We start from the raw sequence: 20622 nt of genomic DNA on the forward strand, positions 1-20622 counted from the left end.
GATCCCTTGCCGAAACCGGCCCGGCGGTGGCTAGTCGGTGTCGTCGGCCGTCTCGGGGAGGTCGGCGAGCCGGACGCCTTTGGCGCCGCCGCAGCAGTCCCGGATCGTCAGCTGGCGGGTGGGGACCTTGTGGGTTTTGAGCGTGGCCGACAGGAGGGTGGAGCGGGCGGCGGCGTTCTCGTCGAGCCAGGGCCCGTAGAGGTCGGGGCGGTAGGCGGCCAGTGCTTCGACGAGCCGGTGGGAGTGGACGGCGTCGGCTCCGGTGGGCCACACATCACGCAGGTGGTCGACGACGGTTGCGGTGTCGGCGTGCTCGACCTCCTGCCCCGCGGCTTCACCCGACAGGGTTCCGGCCGCGTGCCGCAGGGCCAAGGCGCGCTTGCCGATCTCCTCGGCTTCGGTCTGCTTGATGAACGCCGCGCGGACGGTGCTGCCTTCGCGGCCCCGGGCGAGAATGCCGGTGCCCTGCTCGGTGACGCTGATCTCCGTGGCGCGCAGGCCCCGCTCGTGGGCGCCGGTGCCCAGCACGTTGTTGTTGGCCCGCCAGTCCATCACCGCCAGGCACAGGCGGGTGCCAACGCTGCTGGAGACCTTGGTGGGCAGTGAGGAGGCGTCCGGGTTCTGCGTGAGCAGGATCAGGATGACGCCGTAGGCGCGGCCCTTCTTGATGAGCTTGGTGCACAGCTTCTCGGCCTCGTCGCCGTACTCGTCGTGCGTGAACAGCTCCTGTGCCTCGTCGACGACGATGACGCGCGGCCCGAGGTTCTGCTCGGGGTACTTCTCGGCAAGCTCCCGCGTGACGCGCCGTCCGTCGGGGGTCTCGGAGGAGGGCAGGGACTTGATGAACTTCGCCCGCCGCTGCTGCTCGGCGATACCGGCGCGGAGCCCGGCCACGGTGGCTTCGATGTCCTCGTCGTCGTCGCCGGAGACGTAGCGGTGGCAGACGGGCTTGACCGAGTTCAAGTCCCCCGAGCCCTTCAGCTCATACACCCACAGCTCAGCGGTCGGGTCCAGCGCGACACCGAGCACGATCGCCAGCGCGCAGGACGTCTTACCCGATCCGGGGATGCCGCCCACGAGGAGGTTGGAGTACATGAGGGTGATCTCAACGAGGTTGCCGCGCGGGTCGAACCCGAAGGGCAGGGGCTTGAAGACGTCGGCGGTGCCAGTCTTCATCAGCGGCCACAGCTTGCGCGGCGCCTTGGCCGGGTCCTGCTGCGCCACCCACAGCACGAGCCGCCCGGGGTGGGCGTTGCCGTCCCCCTCGGGCCACACCGTGGAGATCGGGCGACGCATCGCAGCGGCCAAAGCGGCCCGCTTCTCCAAGACCCGGGCGGCTTCCACACCACGGGGCAGGTCGACCTCGGCGCGCCAGCCGGGCCCGTCGCGCTGAATCTCAGCGGCGAAGGAGACTTCCGACTTCTTCTTGTCACCGACACCGATGGCGGAGAGGGCGTCGAACACTTCGGTGGAGGTGAGCGCCGAGAGGTGGTCGACGTGCACGTACCGGGTCACCAGCGGCTTGTCCCGGTCGCGCCCGGCCACACCCAAGGCGGACAGGAACGCGGGCACCGAAGCGGCCAGCACCCACGGCGGCAGCAGCAGGGCGCCCACACCGGCCGCCAGAGCGGCCGACCCGGCCACCACGGCGGAGGCGACCCGGCGGGGCCGCACCCGGCGGGAGTGCTCACGGGAGAGCGCGAGCCACGCCTCAACGTCGCCCGAGGCGGCGGCCTTGGTCTCCACGGGCCGCGCCTCGGCGTCAACGACCCACCGCACCCACCGGGCCACCAAGCGAGCCCCGCCGCGCGGAGACCGCACGATGAGGCGCATGAGGTAGACGGGGGCGCGCACGGCGTGGAACGCGGTCAGGTGCGCGTAGTAGTTGGTGGTCCACTTCACCGCGTCGGTGAAGTCGGACGCCTTGCGCAGCCACGCCGGGATGACCGGCGGCGCCGACGCCAGGAACGCCCGACGCTGACCGAGGAACGTACCCGTATCGGCGACCACGTCCGGCCGGTCCACGGGCACCGGCGCGGTCAGCTCGGTGGCCATCTCGGCGCCCGGGGCGGCGGCTTCGGTCACCCCGTCAACGAGGGTGGCCGGGGGCTCGGTGGGGGGCGGCGGGATGGTGGGGGCGCCGGTCATCTCGGCGACCGGCTCGGTGCCCGGATCAACGTCGACAACGGTCACGTTGTTCTCCGGCTCGGTGAACCTGATGAGCCGCACCGTGGGTTCGGCGTGACCGTTGACGGGCTTCGGCCCGGCGGCGGGTTCGGTCATGATGGATGCTCCTTCCGTTCGTCTACGTGGCGGCGGTGGGGCCCGGGGCGGCCGGTCTTGGTTGGCGCCTGACGGCCGCCCCGGGGCGTCACCTGCCGGTGCGCTCGACGGCGCGCAGGCGCTTCTCGGCCGCGCGGCGCGCTTCCCGCGCGGCGGCCCGCTCACCCCGCCCGGCGGCCCGCTCGGCCACTCGGGCGGCGGCCAGCGCGTTACGGGCCTCGTCCAGCAGCCGGGCGTGGGCGGCGTGCTCACGGCGGGCCCGGTCGGCGGCGGCCTGGTCGATGCGGTCGATGCGCCGCTCGACGGCCGTGGTGTCGCCGTAGGCACCCCGGGCGCCCTTGATCAGCAGGCGGGCGCGTTCGGCCTTCTCGGCGCGGGTGTAGGTGTACTGGGGCATGTCGGCCTCCCGGGTGGTCAGTCGGTGAGGTCGTCGCCGCACTGCGCGCAGCGGGAGCGGCTGCCGGTGACGGCGTCCATCTCGTCGTGGAGCTGGATGAGCAGCACGTCACCGCCACATCCGGCGTGCTCGACGTTCTCGGCCTGGTAGGTGCGCTCCAGACCGCCGCCCCAGTCCTCGGTGTTGATCAGGCGCCAGGCGATCTCGTCGGCGTTGCTGGGCAAGGTGTCCTCCTTCGGCGCGGGCCGGGTCTGTCCCGGCTCCCCGCCCGCCCCCGGGGTCCGGGGGCGGACAGGCAGCCGTCAGGCGGGCCGCAACTCGTGGCCGTGGCACAGGACGGGGCCGACCAAGGGGCTGATGCGGTGGACCGTCCACCGGCCGCCGGTCAGCGGCCCCGGCTGGACTTCGTCGACGATCCGGCCCGTCCGGCCAGCGGCGCGCGGGTCGTCCTCGCACGACACGATCAGCACCCGGTCACCGGCGTTGAACATCACGGCCCCCCTTCTCAGCGCTTGCGGCGCAGGGTCTTGGCGGCGGCCTGTCCCTCGGCGCCGCCGACGGAGCGCACGACGTGCACCACGGCCCAGCAGGTCACCGCGACCGCGAGCGTCACGGCCAGCAGGCTGACCGCCATGGACGCGAGCGCGCCGACCAGCAGCGGCCCGAAGTAGACCCCGGCCGCCACCGCCCCGGCGCCGGTACCGGCACCGAGGGCGAGCCGGGCAACGGTGCGGTCCGGCGGGGCCTGGTGGACGTGCACGACCTGCGGGGTGAGGGTGGCGGGGTCGGCGTAGGTGTGGGTGCCGTCCGGCAGCCGCACCACCTGCGGGACCGGCGGCGCCGAATCCGGGCGCCGGTCGGGAAGGTGTTCCACGGGGTTGCTCCTTTCAGGCCGCGAGCGCGGCCGACGTCATCGAGCACGTGTTGCAGACACCCACCGAGGTCGGGATGCAGTAGCCCCGGTCCAGGCGGCAGGCGGGGCAGACGCGGCGAGCGGCAACCGCCCGACGCACCGCCGCCCACCGCGCCGCCGTCATCGGGCGCACCGGTTTGGCGGCGTCGATGCGGTAGAGGTAGGCGACCAGCGGCTCACGCCCCCGCCGTCGTGGGCGGAGCACCTGGGCTGCCACCTCCTGACCGCCGGGCCTAAGCCCGGCGGCGCGGAGCTGACGGCGGGTAGCCAGCCCCTCGGGCGCGAGACGCCAGGGGTAGGTGGGCAGGCCGAAGCGGGCCCCGGTGGGGTCGTGGCAGTCGGTGCGGGTGAGGCGGTTCATGCCGCTACCCGCGTGGTGTCGTGGTGGGTGAGGTACTGGCTGGCGATCCAGTGGGTGTAGGCGGGGGGTACGGCTTGGCGCGCTTCGCGGTTGGTCATCCAGGCGCAGCCCATGGCGTCGGCGTAGGCCCGCTCACCCTTGTGCGCGAAGGCCAGGAGCCCGGGGCGGTGCCAGCAGGGCGGCAACAGCTCCCCGCCCCCGCCCCAGGAGGTCTCAAAGGCACGATGGCGGCGGACGTTGAGACCGAACTGCGTACCGCACAGCAGGTAGTCCGGACGCAACGGCGCCTGGGGCACGTTCTCGACCACCCACGGCAGCCCCGACGCTTGCAGGCGGGCGCGCCCGGGGGTGAGGAGGTCGGGGTGAGCGCCCCGGTCGCCGCGCCAGGCGGTGACCGGGGCGAACGCCTGGCACGGCCAGGAGGCGTGGACCAGGTCGAAGCCCTCCAGCGGGAAGGTCAGCGCGTCGGCCTGGTGGAAGGTGAAGGGGTAGTTCGGCTGCGGGGCGATGTCCACCCCCACCACTTCGAAGCCCGCCAGGTGGTAGCCCATCGACATTCCACCGGCACCGCAGCACAGGTCCAGCACCCGCATCCCGTTCCACGGCCGGGCCCTCATGCCGGCACCTGCGCCGACCGCTCGGACTTCAGCGCGTCCCGCAGCATCCGGGCGTTGGCGGCGGAGGTTCGGACCGCCTGCCGGATCGCGTTCGCGGTCAGCTCCCCGTCCGACCATCCCTCCGTCGCCTCACGCGCTTCGGTGAGGAGTTGGTCGCGGGTGCGGGCGGGTCGGTTGGGGGTGCGGGCCGACTGCGGCACCCGACCCGTCGCCCGACGCGGCCCCGACCCGGCAGCCGCCACCGCCCGCACCGGAACCGGGTCGGCCGGGGCGACCGCCACCGGCATCGGGGGCGACTCGACCGCCTTCGGGGCGGGCGACTCGGCCACCGGCTGCGGGACCGACTTGCGCAGGTCAACGGGCGACCGCTTTACGGTCGTCTCGGTGGATTCCTCCGCATTCGCCTCAGCGGGGGTGGGGCGGTGGTGCAGCACCTTGGCCACCAGGTCCGAGCCGAAGAAGATGGCCCCGACCGGCAGACTGGTCGCCAGCAGAACCAGCGCCCAGTTCGCCGGACCCCAGTCGGCCAGACCGTCGGTCTGCCCGCCGTCGTGCATCGCGGGCACCAGCCCGTGCACGTAGTTGAGCACCAGCGAGGCCAGCGTGTATCCGGCCAGCACCCGCAGCGCGAACCGCCGATCCCGTCCCGTCAGGGTGAGCGTGGCGACCAGGGCAAGGGCCATGAGTCCGTCCACCACGAAGGGGTAGAGCAGAGCGGCGGTCGGGTCGGCCCCGACCGTCTTGGCCACGTCCCGCAGCGCGTTCCACGACACCCGAAACGCCATCGCCACCACGACGACCAACGCCAGGACGAGCAGCGTCTTAGCGGTCCGGTTCATGCCGCCACCCCCCGCGTGCCCCTGCGGCCGGCACGGCGGCCGTTGACCGTCCGCGCGGTGGGGGTGGGTCCGTCGGCGATGCGCCAGCCACCGCCGTCCCGCTTGGCCGCGTACATCGCCTCATCCGCCCGCCGCAACGCCAGCGACAGGCACGGGGTGGGGTGTTCGGCCGTCAGGCTCGCGCCGATCGAAGCACCCACGTGCACGGTGTGGCCCTGGTAGGCCAGTGGCGCGCACAAGGCGCCGTGCAGGGCCCGCAGGAGCCACGGCACCGCGTAGTCCTGCGGGGCCGGGACGACGGCGGCGAACTCATCCCCGCCCAGCCGCCCGGCGATCCCGCCCCGCCCCTCCAGCACCTCGGTCAGGGCGCCAGCGGCGACGGTCAGGGCGTGGTCTCCGGCGGCGTGACCGAAGGTGTCGTTCACGTGCTTGAAGCCATCCAGGTCGATGACCAGGACAGCGGCCGGACCACGCCGCAGGGCGCGGGCGGCGGCCCGCTCGAACGCGGCCCGGGTGCGGAGCCCGGTGAGGGGGTCTCGGCGGGCGGTGCGGAGCTGACGGCGCAGCCACAGCCCGTGCACACCCCACCCGGCCGCCACCGGCGCCGCCGCCACAGCGGCGGGAAGCAGGCTGCTCACGCGATCACCTCACCGTGACCGGTAGTGCGGTTGGCCAGGCCCCGGCGGGCGTCCAGCACCCGCCCCAGGTGGCGGCGCCAGCGCTGCCAGTCCAGCTCGGTACCCGACCGGTCCAACAACGCGATCTCCACGTCCAACAGCTCGACCTCAGCGCGGATGAGCGGCATCTCGGCCTCGATGGCCGCGAGGTCGGCGGGGTTCGGCTCCATGTCCGGCAGCGGGACCGCCGCCGGTGGGAGGATGGGTTTCACGGGTCGTGACTCCTAAGGTCTGGACGGCCCGAAAGCGGCCCCGGTGTTGCACCACCGGGGCCGCGCGCCGTCTGAGGGGGAAGCACCCTGCGGTGGGGTGCTTCGGGCGGTCAGAAGTTGCGGGAGATCACGCCGTGGTGGTCGCCCTTGACGACGGTGATGTTGTTGCTGCTGAAGGTCCGGCCGCCGCCGTTCTCGCGGTCGGTGTGCGTCTCGCCCTGGTAGACCTCGCCGTTCAGCGCCACCGGGCCGCTGGTGCCGGAGATGACCTCTCCGACGTCGCCGGTGTGGTCGCCGCTGATGGTGATGCGGTTCTTCCTTGCCATGTCTGCTGCTCCCTTGGGGGTTTGCGCCCGGCCGGTAGTGGCCGGAGTGCCCCGGGGCTGGATTCGATCCAGCGCCGTCACGGCCCCCGCACAGAGCGGGCCCGGGGCTCAGTGGTGATTCAGAACAGGTCGGACGCCTGCTTCACCAGGTCCTCGACCGCGTCGATTGCGGCCGTGCGCCCGGCTTCCAGCGCCGCCGGGGTGTCGGCGTCGCGCAGGGCGTAGGTGGCGTCAGCGGCGGTGCGGGCAGCGCCGGCCAGGGACGGCGCCAGCAGCACCAGAGCGGTCATCGGCGCGGTGATCGCGGCCCGCGTCTCGTGCGACGCGGCCCGCGCCGACCCCCAGTCACCGCCCGACAGGCGGGCCTGTTCCCGCAGCCACATCGCCCGGCGGTGATCCGCCAGCGCCGCCGACAGACCCGTCACCGCCTCCAAGCGCTGCTGCCGCAGCTCCCGAACCCGCTGCTCGGTGCGGTCCGCACGGGCGGAACGCTGCTGCATCAAGGACGCGGTCACCGCACCACCCAAGGTGCCGATGACCGCGATCAGACTCGTCCAAATGGACATGAGGACCCCTCCCGGGGCCGGACACACTCCGGCTCCCCACACCCCGCCCGTACGAGACGGACAGGGGAGGCAACCGGCCGCAGTGAACTGAGCGCTGCGGACGCGATGAGCCGCGCCTAGACACAGGTCAGAGCGACCTTGAACGTGCGGCGGCGCGGGCAGTGGCCTACAGGCACCGAGACCGGTGCAGTGCGAGCTAGCCAGGGACCTACCTGGGGCTCTGCCGGGCCCATGCGGAGCTCCCGGCTTCAGCCACTGCTTCAACTGTTCAGTTCTCAAGGCACAAGCGCTGCCTTCGCGCCCCTGTCACAGGGCGTTCCGGACGCCAACCAGCAGCCGCAACCCAGGGGGCGTGGCTGGGCCAACTCGGATCAGACCCGAGTTGACCTCCCTAGGGATATTGAAAACATAGATCCCTAGGGAGGTCAACCTCTTTCGCGGGCAACCCAAAAAGGGGCCCGCCGGTGGCGAGCCCCTTCGATTGGTGTTTCTGCTGGTCAGCCCGTGATGTGGTACTCCATGACGTACGCGCCGGCGTCCAGCAGCATCCGGTTCACTTCGACCGCTCGGCCCTCAACCGTGAGGGCGGTGCGGTAGATCTCCACCACGGGAGTCCCTTCCGCCAGATGGAGACGCTCGGACTCGTCCTGGCTGGGCATACGGGCCCGCACTTCCTCCACGAACCGAACCGGCTTGGAACCCAGCTCCGCCAGGCGGGCATAGGTGCCGCCGGGGCCGGTTTCTTCCTGGGCGATCGCCGACTGCCGAACAAGGTCGGCGGGGAGATACGAGACGGCGGCCTGCACCGGCTCGCCCTCCACGGTGAACAAGCGGTCACGAACGACCACGGGCGCGCCTTCCTCCAGGTCGAGGAGTCGGGCCACGTCATCCGGGGCTGGCGTCTCATAGACCCGCAGCCCGGTTACCGACATCGGACGCTGTCCGACGTCAGCACTCCAGATGGACCGGCCTTCACCCCATCGCTCCTCGGAAAGCCTCCTATTAGCCACCCGCCGGATCGGCTGGAACTCGCGGACGTACGTGCCACTGCCCTTGCGACGAACAGCCAACCCCTCGGTGACGAGCAGGGTCAGGGCCCGGCGCGCGGTCTCCTTTGCGACCCCGTGCTCTCGCACAAGGGCAGGCTCGCCGGGCAGCCGATCTCCGGGGGCCAGCGAGCCAGACCGAATACGCTCCCGCAGTTCGTCGGCGATCTCCCTCGCGGTCTCCGCCATGAAGCCTCATTTCCCTAGGGTGGTTCCTCTCCAGGTTGGCACACGCACGAGATCTTGCGACTGGAGAGGACAGAGTGAATAGCGTCACGCCGTCCGCCTGAGAAGTGCGTGTTCCTAGACGGGGCCCAGGGCACCCGGCTACCCACGGATCAGCCGGTCACGACGGCCACCCTTGCCGCGCAGCAGGTCGAATCAGTCGGGTGATGCCGACCGGCTCCTCTTCTCAGACGACTCGCCGCCCCGTCTCAGTTTCCGTCTCATTCATACGTGTACAGCGGGGTTCACCACTGAACGGGCGAGCACCACCAACCGTGGTGAAGCCCCGTCAAGAACGTCCCTGAACGGTGGCGTACAGGGCTCAAGGCTGCGGGAGCAGACCTCGAAAGCGAGTGAGGGGGCAACTCCTCCGTGGGTTCAAATCCCACCGCTACCGCTCGTGAGCAGGACGAACGAAGGGCCGGACCCGCAAGGGTCCGGCCCTTCGTCGTTGCCGCCCGGCGGGTGGCCCGGGGGGGCCGGGGTTGCCGGAGCAACGGTTCCGGGCGCGCGAACCGAGGTGGGGCGGGCCGGCGGACGGCACGGGCGCGGGCCCGGGGACCGTGCGCACCTTCGAGCGCGGGGCGCTGTTCGAACGGGGTGGCGGTTAGACTCTCGCGACTGCGCTCAGGGGACGCGAGGCGCTCGCGGCGGGCGCGTCACGGGCCTGGGAGGGGCGGCGCACGGTGGATATCAAGAAGGTCGTCCTGAGCGTCCTCCTGGTGTTCGTGCTGTACACGATCATCCAGTCGCCGGACCGGGCCGCCGAGCTGGTCGGCGTCGGGTTCACGGGGATCTCGGACGCCGCCAAGGGCGTCGGCGAGTTCATGACGCAGCTTGTCAACTGACGCTGGTCCGAACGGCCCTGCGGGCGGCTGACCGCCGAGGGGGCCGTTCGGTTGCACGGCCACCAACACGGATTTTCCCGGTGCTTGCACACAGCTCACCCTGATGGTGATGCTATGACCGCTTTTGCCGGATGTGAACCGTGAAGGGGTGGTCGGAGGTGGCGGGGACTCAGGCCGGCGGGAGCCGCAGCGCGAGGACTCGGGCGCTGACACAGATGCTCTTCGAACAGCTGGCCGGGCAGGAACCGGGCACCGCCGAGCACGACCGGGTGCGGGGGGCCCTGATCGAGGCCAACATCCCGCTCGTCCGCTACGTGGCCTCCCGGTTCCGGCACCGGAACGAGCCGATGGAGGACGTCGTCCAGGTCGGCACGATCGGCCTGATCAACGCGATCGACCGGTTCGACCCGGAGCGCGGCGTGCAGTTCCCGACGTTCGCGATGCCGACGATCATCGGGGAGATCCGCCGGTACTTCCGGGACAACGTGCGGACCGTGCACGTGCCGCGCCGGCTGCACGAGATGTGGGCGCAGGTGAGCACGGCGGCGGAGGACCTGACGGTGCTCCACGGACGCAACCCGACGACGCCCGAGATCGCCGAGCGGCTGGGCGTCACGGAGGACGAGGTGCTGGCCTGCATGGAGGCGGGCCGCGCCTACCGGGCGACGTCCCTGGAGGCCGCCCAGGAGCGGGACGACGGGCTGCCGGGGCTGATCGACCGGCTCGGCTACGAGGATCCGGCGCTCGCCGGGGTGGAGCACCGCGATCTCGTCCGCCACCTCCTCGTGCAGCTGCCCGAGCGGGAGCAGCGGATTCTGCTGCTGCGGTACTACAACAATCTGACGCAGTCGCAGATCAGCGCGGAGCTCGGGGTGTCCCAGATGCACGTGTCCCGCCTGCTCTCGCGGAGCTTCGCCCGTCTGCGTGCCGCAAACACCATCGACGCCTAATCAGTTCGAGCGACACACGACTGGGTTGCGCACTCATGGAGCTGTGCTGTTTTATCGACATGGCGCTACGTCGTGTTGCTGACTTGTGACATTCTGCAAGAACTGCGTTTGCCGTGGCGGCACCACCGGTATTGAGCTTGAGGTGCAGCCCTCGCGTGCGAGGGGCCGCTGCGACCCGTCCGCGACCCAAGGGGGTGGCATGTCCGTAGAACTGGGCAGCTCCAAGGTGCTCACCGAGGACACCGAGGAGATCGGCACCGACGCGGAGCACACCGCGTTGTCCGAGACGTCCGGCGCCGTGGCCGAGCCACCGCCGCCCGACGTCACCGCACTCGACACCCGTACCCTGTCCCGCTCCCTGTTCCTGCGGCTGGCGTCGCTCCCGCAGGACAGCCCGGAGCGGGCCTACGTGCGCGACACCCTGATCGAGCTGAACCTGCCGCTGGTGCGGTACGCGGCGGCGCGGTTCCGCAGCCGCAACGAGCCGATGGAGGACATCGTCCAGGTCGGCACGATCGGGCTGATCAAGGCGATCGACCGGTTCGACAGCGAACGGGGCGTGGAGTTCCCGACGTTCGCGATGCCGACGGTCGTCGGCGAGATCAAGCGGTTCTTCCGCGACACGTCCTGGTCCGTGCGGGTGCCCCGGCGCCTCCAGGAGCTGCGGCTGGCGCTCACGAAGGCGAGCGACGAGCTGTCCCAGAAGCTCGACCGGTCGCCCACGGTCGCCGAGCTGGCCGTGTGCCTCGGTGTCTCCGAGGAGGACGTCGTCGACGGCCTGGCCGTGGGCAACGCCTACACCGCCAGCTCGCTCGACTCCCCCGCGCTGGAGGAGGACGGCGGCGAGGGCTCGCTCGCGGACCGGCTGGGCTACGAGGACGCCGCGCTGGAGGGCGTGGAGTACCGCGAGTCGCTGAAGCCGCTGCTGGCCCGGCTGCCCGCCCGGGAGCGGCAGATCATCATGCTGCGGTTCTTCGGGAACATGACGCAGTCGCAGATCGGCGAGGAGGTCGGCATCTCGCAGATGCACGTCTCCCGGCTGCTGACGCGGACGCTGGCGCAGCTGCGGGACGGGCTGATCGCCGAGGAGTGATCCGGCAGGACCGGCCAGGGCACGCCAGGGCGCGGCAGGACCGGGAGGGACGGGAGCCGGAGGCCGGGAGCAGCCCGCCGCGCGACGACGCGACGGCGGGCGGGCCGCTCACCGGCCCGGCGTGTCGGGTCGGGGCCGGGCCGCGTCTCAGCCGAGGACGACCCACAGGACGGCGGCCACGACGGCGAGCGCCACGACGACGCCCACGATCAGCGCGGTGCGGTTGCCGCCGGAGGGCTGGGTGGCGGCCGCTCTCTGCGGACCGCCCTCGTCGACGAAGGCGCGGAACATCTGCGTGCTGCCGGCCGGGTCCTGGTTGCCCGGGGAACCGCCCGGCGACTGGGGGTGATGAGCCATACGCGCGACCTTAGCGAACGGCGGTGAGTCCGCGCACCCGGCCAGCGCCTCCGGCTGTCATTGACCGGAGCTTTAAGGATTGTTTGCCTCCCCTGCCCGGATTGCGTTTGGGGTTCGGCGACCCCGCTCCTATAGTTGCTTAGAGCAACGAATAGTGGAGGGTGTATGGCGAGGACGGGGACGGCCGAGGGCGGCATAGCCACCGGGCCGGCGGGCGCGGCGGAGGAGGCCCGGGACGGGACGCCGGGCGGCGGCGCTCCGGCGATGACCCACCGGCAGGTCATGGAGGCCCTGTCGGGCCTGCTGCTCGGCATGTTCGTGGCCATCCTGTCCTCGACGGTCGTCTCCAACGCCCTGCCGCGCATCGTCTCCGACCTCGGCGGCGGCCAGAGCGCCTACACCTGGGTGGTCACGGCCTCCCTGCTGACCATGACCGCCTCCACCCCGCTGTGGGGCAAGCTCGCGGACCTCGCGAGCAAGAAGGCGCTCGTGCAGACCGCGATCGTGATCTTCGTGCTCGCCTCGGCGGGCGCCGGGCTCTCCCAGAGCACCGGTCAGCTCATCGCCTTCCGCGCGGTGCAGGGCCTCGGCATGGGCGGGCTGGTCGCCCTCGCCCAGACGATCCTCGCCGCGATGGTCTCCCCGCGCGAGCGCGGCCGCTACAGCGGTTACTTCGGCGCGACGTTCGCAGTCGCGACGGTCGGCGGGCCGCTGCTGGGCGGCGTGATCACCGACGCTCCCGGGCTCGGCTGGCGCTGGTGCTTCTACGTGAGCGTGCCCTTCGCCGTCATCGCCCTCGTCGTGCTGCAGAAGACGCTGAAGCTGCCCGTCGTGCGCCGCGAGGGCGCCCGGATCGACTGGCTGGGTGCCCTCCTCGTCAGCGCCGCCGTCTCGCTGCTGCTGATCTGGGTGACGCTGGCGGGCACGAACTACCCTTGGCTGTCATGGCAGTCGGCCCTGATGACCGGTGGCTCACTGGTCCTCGCGGTGGCGTTCGTGTACGTCGAGTCGCGCGCGGCCGAGCCGATCATCCCGCTGCGCCTCTTCCGCAACCGGACGATCACGCTGACCGCCCTCGCGTCGCTGTTCGTCGGCGTCGCCATGTTCGGCGCGACCGTCTTCCTGAGCCAGTACTTCCAGCTCGCGCGCGGCGAGTCGCCGACGATGTCCGGCGTCCTGACGATCCCGATGATCGGCGGCCTCTTCCTCTCCTCGACGGTCTCCGGCCTGGTCATCACGCGCACCGGCCGCTGGAAGCGGTGGCTGGTGACGGGTGCCACGCTCACCACCGCCGGGCTCGGCCTGCTCGGCGGCATGCGCCAGGACACCCCGTACTGGCAGGTCGGGGTGTTCATGGCCCTGCTCGGTCTCGGCGTGGGCATGATGATGCAGAACCTCGTGCTCGCGACGCAGAACCAGGTCTCGCTCGCCGATCTGGGCACGGCGAGCTCCACCATCACCTTCTTCCGCTCGCTGGGCGGCGCGGTGGGCGTCTCCGTCCTCGGCGCGGTCCTCTCCGAGCGCATCTCGGTCTACGTCCGCGACGGCATGGCCCGGGCCGGCATGACGCACGGCGGGCCCACCGGGGGCGACGGCAGCGCCATCCCGGACCTGGACGCGCTGCCCGCGCCGGTGCGGGCGGTCATCGAGAACGCCTACGGCCACGGCATCGGCGACATCTACCTGGCCGCCGCCCCGTTCGCGCTGGTGGCCCTGGTGCTGGTGGTGTGCGTGCGCGAGGTGCCGCTGAAGACCTCGTCGTGACGCCCCCGCTCAGGTGCCGGGCGCTGCGGGGCGCAGCGCCTCGATGCCCGCGACGAGCAACGTCAGGGCGGTGTCGAAGTCCTGCTCCCGCATGGCGTCCACGCTGCCGCTCCCGGCGGCGTCGCGCAGCTGGAGGGACTCGGCGTACTCGGGCCGCCCCGCGACCTTGCCCAGGACGTATTGGTAGAAGGCGTCCGGGCTCAGCCCCGTGGAGGCACAGCGGGCGTTCCAGTTGGCCTCGATGGAACTGAAGCCGTAGGCGAAGTGGAAGACGGGGCCGAGCGCGCCGGGCAGCCGCTCGGGAGGCAGTCCGGCGCCGGTCATGACGGACTGGGCCGCGCGGGCGAAGTCCATCGCGTTCGGGCCCACGTTGAGGTACTGGCCGACCAGCCCGGCCATCCAGGGGTGCGCGACGAGCACGGAGCGGTAGGCGGTGGCCAGCGCCCGCAGCCGCGACCGCCAGTCGTCCTCCGGCGCGGGCAGCGGCAGCTCGCCCTGCACGGCGTCGAGGGCGAGCTCCAGCAGGTCGTCCTTGGAGTCTACGTACCAGTACAGGGACATGGCCGTGACACCCAGCTCGGCGGCGAGGCGTCGCATCGAGAACGCGTCGGGGCCGGCGGCGTCGAGCAGCGCCACGGCCGCGGCGGGAAGCCGCTCGCCGGAGCGGCGGCGCCGCCGCCAGCCGCGCCGCCGCGCTGGCCACGCGCTACGCGGGCCCGCACGAGGCGGACTGAACGCCGAAGGCCCCCGGACGGTGCGTCAGGCGGGCGGGAGGGAGAAGAGGCGGGCCGCGTTGTCGTGCACGACGGCGCGCAGCCAGGCGTCGTCCTGGTCGAGCCGGGTCAGCGCGTCCAGGGCGTGCGCGTAGCCGTAGGGGATGTTGGGGTAGTCGCTGCCGAAGAGGATGCGCTCCCCCGCGTCGGCGAGGCGGGGGCGGAGCGCGACGGGGAACGGCATCATCGCCTCGGCGAAGTCCGTGAACGCCATCGTGGTGTCCAGGTGGACGCCGGGGTGGGCCTCGGCCAGGTCGAGGAACTCCGCGAACTCGGGCATGCCCATGTGCGCGACGATCAGCCGCAGCCGGGGGTGCCGGGCCAGGACGGCCGCCACCGGGCCGGGCCCGGTGTACGTGCCCGGTGCCGGACCGGAGCCGCAGTGGATCACGGTCGGGACGCCGGCGTCGGCCAGCAGGCCCCAGACGGCGTCCAGGCGCGGGTCGCTCGGGTCGTAGTCGCCGACCTGGACGTGCGCCTTGCACACCCGCGCGCCGTCGTCGAGGGCCTGCGCGACGTAGCGGGGCGCGTCCGGCTCGGGGAAGAACGTCGCGGTGTGCAGGCAGTCCGCGTTCCGGGCGGCGAACCGCGCGCCCCAGGCGTTGAGCCAGGCGGCCATGCCGGGCTTGTGCGGGTAGATCATGGCGGTGAACGCGCGCACACCGAAACCGCGCAGGACCGCGAGCCGCTCGTCCTCCGGGAAGCGGTAGGTGATCGGCCACCGCAGCGATGTCAGCGGGCCGACGGCGTCGAAGTACGCCCACACCTTGTCGAGCACCCGCTGCGGCATGAAGTGGGTGTGCACGTCGACGAGCCCGGGCAGGCCGAGGGCCCGCCAGAACGCGGTGACGCGCTCGGCCTCCGCCGGGCCCGCCGCCGGGTCCCCGGCAGCGGGGCGGGCCGCCCCGGCGACCGTCGGTGTATCGCACACGGAACCGACCCTACGGCGTCACCGAGCCCCGGGAACACCCCCGTCGGCACGGCGACGGCGGGAGCGGAGACGCCGCGACGCAGGACCGCTGAGCCGCTGCGTCGTCGGAAACCCGGCCCGGCGGGCTGTTTCCAGCCGATTACCGAGCGGAGCGTAACCGGTCGATCACAGCCCTGCCCGCCGCCCGCCCCTTCTGCACGCCAGGCCAAGACCTTGACGCTTCGTCACATCGGGCCACTGATTGAGTACGCAACGTTTCCAAAAATGATGGGTCGACGTGCGAAGGGCGGGAGTAATCGGCAGACTCCGGAGCGCAATCCGTCACACCGGCATCCGGTGACAAAACCGGATGCACCACCCATGCGGAAGGAAGCACACCATGCGGATCCCCGCGAAGCTGGCGGCTACGGGCACGCTGATAACAGCGGCCGTGCTCGTGCCGTTCGGGGGCGGCATCGCCCATGCCACCCCCGTCCCGCAGCCCTCGCAGCCCACCTCGCTGCCCGCTCCGTCGGCCCTGACGCTGACGATCGCCCACGGCGACAGTGCCGCCACCACGGCGCCGGAACGGGCGGTGACCCTGTCCTGCACGCCCGACGCCGGCACCCACCCCGACGTCGCCTCGGCCTGCGCCCAGCTGGCCGCCGCGAACGGCGACTTCACGGCCCTGCCCACCCACCCCGACCGGTTCTGCCCGATGGTCTACGACCCGGTCGTCGTCACCGCCGAGGGCGTCTGGAAGGGACAGCGCGTCTCCTTCGAGCGCACCTACGGCAACACCTGCGTGCTGAGCGCCGAGGACCACACCGTCTTCGCCTTCTGACGCGCGCACGCACCCCCGAAACGTCCCGCACAGCCTCCCCGCGGCGGGACGCCACCCGGGGGCGGCCCGGAGGACTCCCCCGCTCTCCGTGGCCGCCCCCGGTTCAGCCGTGCGGCCGGGCCCCGGCGGCGGTCAGTCCGCGCGGGCCCAACTCCGGCCCTCCTCGTGGAAGTACACCGGGCGCCCCGCCACGCCGCTCGTGCGGAACGGCCGCCCGGCGGCGTCGACGCGCAGGACGCCCTCCCGGCCCCCGGCCGACCACTCCAACTCCAGATACCAGTCGCAGTCGCAGCGCGACGCGCTCGCCTCCACCCGCAGGACCTGCGGGTCGGCGGCCGAGACCGTCACCGGGAAGCGGGTGGCGGGCAGTGTGCGCCCCGGCCCGTCCGCGTCGTAGCCGTCGGCGGGCTCCGCCAGCGGCCGGTCGGCGTCGAGATCCACGGTGAACCGGGCGGGGGTGAGGGAGCCGCCGCACCCGGGCGACATCGCGTACACCGACCACGGCAGCGGCGCCCGGCGGTCCACGACACGCACATGCAGGTCCCGGAGGACGACCGTCGCGTCCCCCACGCCCTGCACGGTGACCTCCACGTTCGTCCGGCCGCCGTGCACGGCGGCCACCCCGGCCGCCCACGCGGCGGCGTCCTGCTCCACCGGCGGCGCCGGAACGTCCGCCGGCGGCGTCACCCCCGGGTCGACGAGGTACCGGTGATCGCAGCGGCCCGCCCAGACGTGGGAACGGGTGGTGACCGTCAGCGGCGTGGGACCACCGCCCTCCTGCGGACCGCCACCGTCCGGCCGCGACGGCGACGCCGCGCCGCCGGAGCGGTGCGGCGAGGCGGTCCCGCCCGGCTCCGTGGGCGCCGGGCGGGTGGCGTCCGTGGTGGGGGTGCCGCTCTCGGGCGCACCGCCGGGCCGGTCGCCCGGGGCCCTCGCGCTGTCGTCCGGCGTCCCCGTCGGTCCCGACGCGGCGCCGGGCGCTCCGGCGTCCGCCGCGCCGGAGTCCGCGCTACGGATCAGGGCCACCAGCGCGGAGGCCACCACCACGGCCAGCGCGACGAAGACGGCCAGCCAGGCGGCGCGTCGTCGGGGCCGGCGGGCGGGGCGGGCCTCGGCACCGGGCGGCACGGCGTCCGGGGCGGCGTCCGGCGATGCGTCGGCGGGCAGGGCGGCGTCCGAGGGCGCGGGGTCGGCCGCCGGTACGGGGCCGGCGTGCGGAGCGTCGGCGTCCGGAGCGGCCGGGGTCGAGCGGGCGGCGTCCGCCGCCTGCCAGCACCGGTACAGCCGCGCCGACTCCTCCGTCGTCGCGCCGCACAGCCGGGCCAGTCGCTCGACGGGCGCGTAGTCCGCCGGGGCGGCGACGCCGTGGCAGTAGCGGTGCAGGGTCGACGTGCTCATGTGGAGCCGCTTGGCCAGGAAGCCGTAGCTGTGCCCCGACCGCTCCTTCAGCTCGCGCAGCACCGCCGCGAACTCAGCCGTCTCCCTCGGTTGCCCGGCCACTGAACACCCCCGCCGACCGTTCCGGAACGGTGTCGTTCCCGCAGCTCAGCGTACCTCTCGGCGTTCCGGCGTCCCGGATGTCCCGGGGCATGCCCCGAACGCGGTCGAACGCCCCCAGACTCTTCGGCGGGGCCCCACCCGATGACCAGGCACGACCGAGGAGAGCCGATGAGACTGACGACCCGTTCCCTGCGCGCCGCCGCCACCGCCGCCGTGGCAGGTGCCGCCGCACTGACGATGACGGCGATCGGGGCCGCCCAGGCCGACGACACCGGAGTCCGCGTCTCGCAGCGGGCCGAGGAGGCCCAGCAGGCCCAGGAGGGCGGCGAGCCGTACACGCTGCTGGACGCCGGGGACCTCCCGCCGGCACCGACGCCGTGGACGGCGGGCCCGGTCGGCGACGGTAGCGGGGGCGAGCGCTTCTGCGTGGGCACCCGCGTCCCCGACACCGGCTCGGTGCACCGCGACTTCTTCACCGAGCTGGACACCTCCGCCGACCAGACGGTGCACGAGGCCGCGACCGTCCGGGACGCCAAGCGGCTGACGACCGAACTGCGCGACGCCGTGGAACACTGCGCGGAGCGGCTGGCCGAGCAGTACCCCGGGGCCACGGTCCGCGAGCGCGACCACGGCCGGTTCCACGCCATCCAGACCGACATGCCCGAGTCGAGCCGGGACGTGAACCTCGTCGGCGTCGCCCGGAGCGGGAAGTTCGTCACCGTCGTGCGGTGGGGCCAGATGGGACCGCTGGAGTCCGCGCCGGTGGGCGACTTCCGGGACACCCTGCGCACGGCGGCGCACAAGCTGCGCTGACGCGCGCCGGTGGGCGTGTCAGGCCCACCACTGGTCGTACGCGAGCTTCGCGACGAGGGTCACGACGACGACCAGCAGCACCACCCGGACGAAGCCGCTGCCGCGCCGGAGCGCCATGCGCGCCCCGAGCGCGGCACCGGCCAGGTTGAACACGGCCAGGAGCGGCGCGACCTGCCACAGGACGGTGCCCTGGGCGGAGAACATGGCCAGGGCACCCAGGTTCGTCCCGACGTTGACGACCTTCGCCGTGGCCGAGCTCGTCACCATGTCCATGTTGAGCAGGGCGACGAAGGCGATGACGAGGAACGTCCCGGTGCCCGGCCCGAGCAGCCCGTCGTAGAAGCCGATCCCCACGCCCGCGACGAGCAGCGTCAGCAGGACGCGCCGCCGCGTCACCGGGCCTTTCGACGGCGCGCTGCCGAACTGCGGCCGCAGGACGACGAACGCGGCGACGGCCAGCAGCAGCACCATGATCAGCGGACGCAGCACGGCGCTGTCGACGCCCGCCGCGAAGAACGCCCCGCCGACGGACGCCAGCGCCGCGACGCCGCCGAGCTTCGCCGCCAGCCGGACGTCCACCGGCGCGCGGCGCGCGTACGTGACGGCCGCCGCCCCCGTGCCGACGACCGCCACCGCCTTGTTGGTGCCGAGCGCGTACGCGGGCGGCAGCTGCGGGAAGCCGATGAGCAGGGCGGGGACCTGGAGCAGGCCCCCGCCCCCGACGACGGCGTCCACCCAGCCGGCCAGCGCGGCGGCGACGCAGAGCATCACCAGCGTGGCGACGGCTATGTCACCGAGTTCAGTCACCGCTCGTCATGAGCAACACGGGCCCATCCCCCTTACGTCCGCCCGCGATCCTAGACGTGCGGGGGACGGGCTCCGTCGTCGGCCGCCCTCAGCCGCCGTCGGCGTCGAGCAGCTCGCGCATGGTCGCGATCTCCTCCGACTGGACCTTGATGACGTCGTCCGCCAGCGTCCGGGTCGGCCCGTGGCTGCCCTCGGCCCTGACGTCCTCGGCCATCTCGACGGCGCCCTCGTGGTGTTCGATCATCATGCGCAGGAAGAGGGTGTCGAAGGCCGCGCCCTCGGCCTCCGCCAGCTCCTTCATCTGCTCCCCGGTCATCATGCCGGGCATGGAGCCGCCGTCGTGGCCGTCGCCGTGGTCGCCGTCCATGTCACCGCGGTCGCCGTCGCCGTCGCCGTCCCCGTCACCGCCGTCGCCGTCGCCGTCGTGCGGGCCGTGGTCCATGCCCCCGGACGCCCCGGGGACGGGCTCGCCCCAGCCGCGCAGCCAGCCGGACATCGTCTCGATCTCCGGGGCCTGGGCCTCCTCGATCTCGGCGGCGAGGGCGCGGACCTCCGGGGAACCGGCACGTTCCGGGGCGAGTTCGGCCATCTCGATGGCCTGCCGGTGATGCGGGATCATTTCCTGCGCGAAGGCGACGTCCGCCGCGTTGTGCTGCTCCGCCTCCTGCTCGGTGCCCGGCGAACGGTCGTTCGTGGTGGTGCCGTCGCCGTCGGAGCCGCAGGCGGTGAGCGCCAGGGCGGCGACGAGGGCGGCCACGCCGCCCGCCGTGCGACGGGCGGCGACGCGGCGTGCCGAGGTACGTGCGGTCATGGGGAACTCCTGTGCTGCGAAAGGGATTCGAGACGTGCCGGAGCGCGGCCCCGGCCGCTGACGCGGACCGGGCCGTGCGGGGTCGCCTATATGCGCAGGAGTTGCAGCGCGCTGAGGGACGGCGGCGCGCGGGCCGTGACGGCGCCGTCGGGCGGAGCCGGGGCGGGCCCGGCGGTCGCGGCGGCGTCGGCCCGGCCGGGTGGGGGCAGCGGGAGCGGCGGCGCCGAGGCGGTGCCGGCCGCCGCGCAGGTGCCGTCGGCGTGCTGGACGTGCCGGGCGGGTCCGCCGGCCCGATGGTGGCAGGCCTCCACCGGGGCGGCGCTCGTCCGGCGCGGGTCGGCGGCGCGATCCCCGGGACCGGGCGCGGCGGCGTGACGCGTCACGTCCTCGTGCGACCCCGTGCCCTCGGCGTCCGCCGGGTGCTCGGCGTGCGCCGGGTGTTCCGCCGGGGCGGAGACGGGCGGCGCCGTGTTCAGTCCGTGCATCCCCAGGAGCCCCGCGAGGAGGGCCAGCACCAGCAGCGCCCGCACCCGTGAGGGGGAGGGCGACACCGAAGGTCCGCTGCCGTGCACCCGGCCATCGTAGGGAGCCGGGCGGCGCGGACTCCGCAGGGGCCGCCCCGGCCGGGTGCCGTGTCGGCGGGGCCGGTGCGGGCCCGGCCCTGTGACCGTGCCCTCATCTCCGCCATGG

Annotated in this window: 26 protein-coding genes and 1 tRNA gene; 7 read left to right on the plus strand and 20 right to left on the minus strand. The window is 73.1% G+C overall.

Translation table 11 applies throughout. The features are described from left to right. Positions 1–30: 30 nt before the first annotated feature. From V6D49_RS11855 to V6D49_RS11915, 13 genes are all read right to left on the minus strand, one after another. Entirely contained in the window at positions 31–2283 is a 2253-nt protein-coding gene (locus tag V6D49_RS11855; RefSeq protein ID WP_340559411.1) for an AAA family ATPase, read from the minus strand. A gap of 88 nt (positions 2284–2371) precedes the next feature. Beyond that, complete coding sequence (locus V6D49_RS11860; RefSeq protein WP_340559413.1) at positions 2372–2680, minus strand: hypothetical protein; 309 nt, start codon at positions 2678–2680, stop codon at positions 2372–2374. Positions 2681–2697: 17 nt separating this feature from the next. After that, the gene (locus tag V6D49_RS11865; protein ID WP_340559414.1) at positions 2698–2904 is read right to left on the minus strand and encodes a hypothetical protein; all 207 of its coding nucleotides are present in this window, start codon (positions 2902–2904) and stop codon (positions 2698–2700) included. Between the two features lie 78 nt (positions 2905–2982). Then, positions 2983–3171 carry a hypothetical protein gene (locus V6D49_RS11870; protein WP_340559416.1) on the minus strand — a complete coding sequence of 63 codons (189 nt, stop codon included), beginning with the start codon at positions 3169–3171 and terminating at the stop codon, positions 2983–2985. 14 nt (positions 3172–3185) lie between these two features. Then, positions 3186–3554 (minus strand): DUF6251 family protein, encoded by a 369-nt coding sequence (locus tag V6D49_RS11875; RefSeq protein ID WP_340559418.1) that lies wholly within the window; start codon positions 3552–3554, stop codon positions 3186–3188. Between the two features lie 13 nt (positions 3555–3567). Further along, a complete protein-coding gene (locus V6D49_RS11880) occupies positions 3568–3954 on the minus strand; it encodes an RRQRL motif-containing zinc-binding protein (protein ID WP_340559419.1) in 387 nt (128 codons plus the stop codon). Continuing rightward, positions 3951–4571, minus strand: a complete 621-nt coding sequence (locus tag V6D49_RS11885; protein WP_340559420.1) for a DNA cytosine methyltransferase — start codon at positions 4569–4571, stop codon at positions 3951–3953. The genes V6D49_RS11880 and V6D49_RS11885 overlap by 4 nt, the downstream gene beginning before the upstream one ends. Then, positions 4568–5410, minus strand: coding sequence for a DUF2637 domain-containing protein (locus V6D49_RS11890; protein ID WP_340559422.1), 843 nt, complete (start codon positions 5408–5410; stop codon positions 4568–4570). The genes V6D49_RS11885 and V6D49_RS11890 overlap by 4 nt, the downstream gene beginning before the upstream one ends. Further along, complete coding sequence (locus V6D49_RS11895) at positions 5407–6048, minus strand: GGDEF domain-containing protein (protein ID WP_340559424.1); 642 nt, start codon at positions 6046–6048, stop codon at positions 5407–5409. Before V6D49_RS11895 ends, V6D49_RS11890 begins: the two co-directional genes overlap by 4 nt. Continuing rightward, positions 6045–6299: a DUF6284 family protein gene (locus V6D49_RS11900; RefSeq protein WP_445330509.1), complete on the minus strand. Its 255-nt coding sequence runs from the start codon at positions 6297–6299 to the stop codon at positions 6045–6047. Before V6D49_RS11900 ends, V6D49_RS11895 begins: the two co-directional genes overlap by 4 nt. A gap of 110 nt (positions 6300–6409) precedes the next feature. Next, entirely contained in the window at positions 6410–6625 is a 216-nt protein-coding gene (locus V6D49_RS11905) for a hypothetical protein (protein WP_340559425.1), read from the minus strand. 119 nt (positions 6626–6744) lie between these two features. After that, on the minus strand, positions 6745–7191 hold the full coding sequence (locus tag V6D49_RS11910; RefSeq protein WP_340559427.1) for a protein kilB: 447 nt from the start codon (positions 7189–7191) through the stop codon (positions 6745–6747). A gap of 497 nt (positions 7192–7688) precedes the next feature. Next, positions 7689–8426 carry a GntR family transcriptional regulator gene (locus V6D49_RS11915; protein WP_340559429.1) on the minus strand — a complete coding sequence of 246 codons (738 nt, stop codon included), beginning with the start codon at positions 8424–8426 and terminating at the stop codon, positions 7689–7691. A gap of 343 nt (positions 8427–8769) precedes the next feature. On the opposite strand from V6D49_RS11915, the gene V6D49_RS11920 reads away from it, so the two are divergent. The 4 genes from V6D49_RS11920 (at position 8770) to V6D49_RS11935 (ending at position 11353) form a co-directional block, all read left to right on the plus strand. After that, positions 8770–8859: transfer RNA gene (locus V6D49_RS11920), tRNA-Phe, on the plus strand. 289 nt (positions 8860–9148) lie between these two features. Next, positions 9149–9310: a hypothetical protein gene (locus V6D49_RS11925; RefSeq protein WP_340559431.1), complete on the plus strand. Its 162-nt coding sequence runs from the start codon at positions 9149–9151 to the stop codon at positions 9308–9310. 140 nt (positions 9311–9450) lie between these two features. Further along, positions 9451–10260: an RNA polymerase sigma factor SigF gene (locus tag V6D49_RS11930; protein ID WP_340559432.1), complete on the plus strand. Its 810-nt coding sequence runs from the start codon at positions 9451–9453 to the stop codon at positions 10258–10260. A 199-nt stretch (positions 10261–10459) separates the two neighbouring features. After that, positions 10460–11353: an RNA polymerase sigma factor SigF gene (locus V6D49_RS11935; protein WP_340559433.1), complete on the plus strand. Its 894-nt coding sequence runs from the start codon at positions 10460–10462 to the stop codon at positions 11351–11353. A 147-nt stretch (positions 11354–11500) separates the two neighbouring features. On the opposite strand, the gene V6D49_RS11940 is transcribed toward V6D49_RS11935, so the two are convergent. After that, on the minus strand, positions 11501–11710 hold the full coding sequence (locus V6D49_RS11940; RefSeq protein WP_340559434.1) for a hypothetical protein: 210 nt from the start codon (positions 11708–11710) through the stop codon (positions 11501–11503). 165 nt (positions 11711–11875) lie between these two features. Here V6D49_RS11940 and V6D49_RS11945 point away from each other — a divergent pair, with 165 nt between their 5' ends. Beyond that, entirely contained in the window at positions 11876–13474 is a 1599-nt protein-coding gene (locus tag V6D49_RS11945) for an MDR family MFS transporter (RefSeq protein WP_445330510.1), read from the plus strand. A gap of 9 nt (positions 13475–13483) precedes the next feature. On the opposite strand, the gene V6D49_RS11950 is transcribed toward V6D49_RS11945, so the two are convergent. Beyond that, positions 13484–14110 (minus strand): TetR/AcrR family transcriptional regulator, encoded by a 627-nt coding sequence (locus tag V6D49_RS11950; RefSeq protein ID WP_340559435.1) that lies wholly within the window; start codon positions 14108–14110, stop codon positions 13484–13486. 123 nt (positions 14111–14233) lie between these two features. After that, positions 14234–15070: an amidohydrolase family protein gene (locus V6D49_RS11955; RefSeq protein ID WP_340563912.1), complete on the minus strand. Its 837-nt coding sequence runs from the start codon at positions 15068–15070 to the stop codon at positions 14234–14236. 487 nt (positions 15071–15557) lie between these two features. On the opposite strand from V6D49_RS11955, the gene V6D49_RS11960 reads away from it, so the two are divergent. After that, a complete protein-coding gene (locus V6D49_RS11960) occupies positions 15558–16001 on the plus strand; it encodes an SSI family serine proteinase inhibitor (RefSeq protein WP_340559437.1) in 444 nt (147 codons plus the stop codon). Between the two features lie 132 nt (positions 16002–16133). Here V6D49_RS11960 and V6D49_RS11965 read toward each other — a convergent pair whose 3' ends face one another. Beyond that, on the minus strand, positions 16134–17501 hold the full coding sequence (locus tag V6D49_RS11965) for a helix-turn-helix domain-containing protein (RefSeq protein WP_340559439.1): 1368 nt from the start codon (positions 17499–17501) through the stop codon (positions 16134–16136). A 168-nt stretch (positions 17502–17669) separates the two neighbouring features. Between V6D49_RS11965 and V6D49_RS11970 the strand changes: the two genes are divergently transcribed. Then, on the plus strand, positions 17670–18314 hold the full coding sequence (locus V6D49_RS11970; RefSeq protein ID WP_340559440.1) for a hypothetical protein: 645 nt from the start codon (positions 17670–17672) through the stop codon (positions 18312–18314). A gap of 18 nt (positions 18315–18332) precedes the next feature. On the opposite strand, the gene V6D49_RS11975 is transcribed toward V6D49_RS11970, so the two are convergent. From V6D49_RS11975 to V6D49_RS11985, 3 genes are all read right to left on the minus strand, one after another. Further along, complete coding sequence (locus V6D49_RS11975; RefSeq protein WP_340563915.1) at positions 18333–19082, minus strand: TSUP family transporter; 750 nt, start codon at positions 19080–19082, stop codon at positions 18333–18335. Between the two features lie 127 nt (positions 19083–19209). Then, positions 19210–19932 carry a DUF305 domain-containing protein gene (locus V6D49_RS11980; RefSeq protein ID WP_340559442.1) on the minus strand — a complete coding sequence of 241 codons (723 nt, stop codon included), beginning with the start codon at positions 19930–19932 and terminating at the stop codon, positions 19210–19212. Between the two features lie 86 nt (positions 19933–20018). Next, positions 20019–20504, minus strand: a complete 486-nt coding sequence (locus V6D49_RS11985; protein ID WP_340559443.1) for a DUF6153 family protein — start codon at positions 20502–20504, stop codon at positions 20019–20021. Between the last annotated feature and the right edge of the window lie 118 nt (positions 20505–20622).

It is taken from the genome of Streptomyces sp. GSL17-111, from assembly GCF_037911585.1.
Taxonomy (GTDB): domain Bacteria; phylum Actinomycetota; class Actinomycetes; order Streptomycetales; family Streptomycetaceae; genus Streptomyces.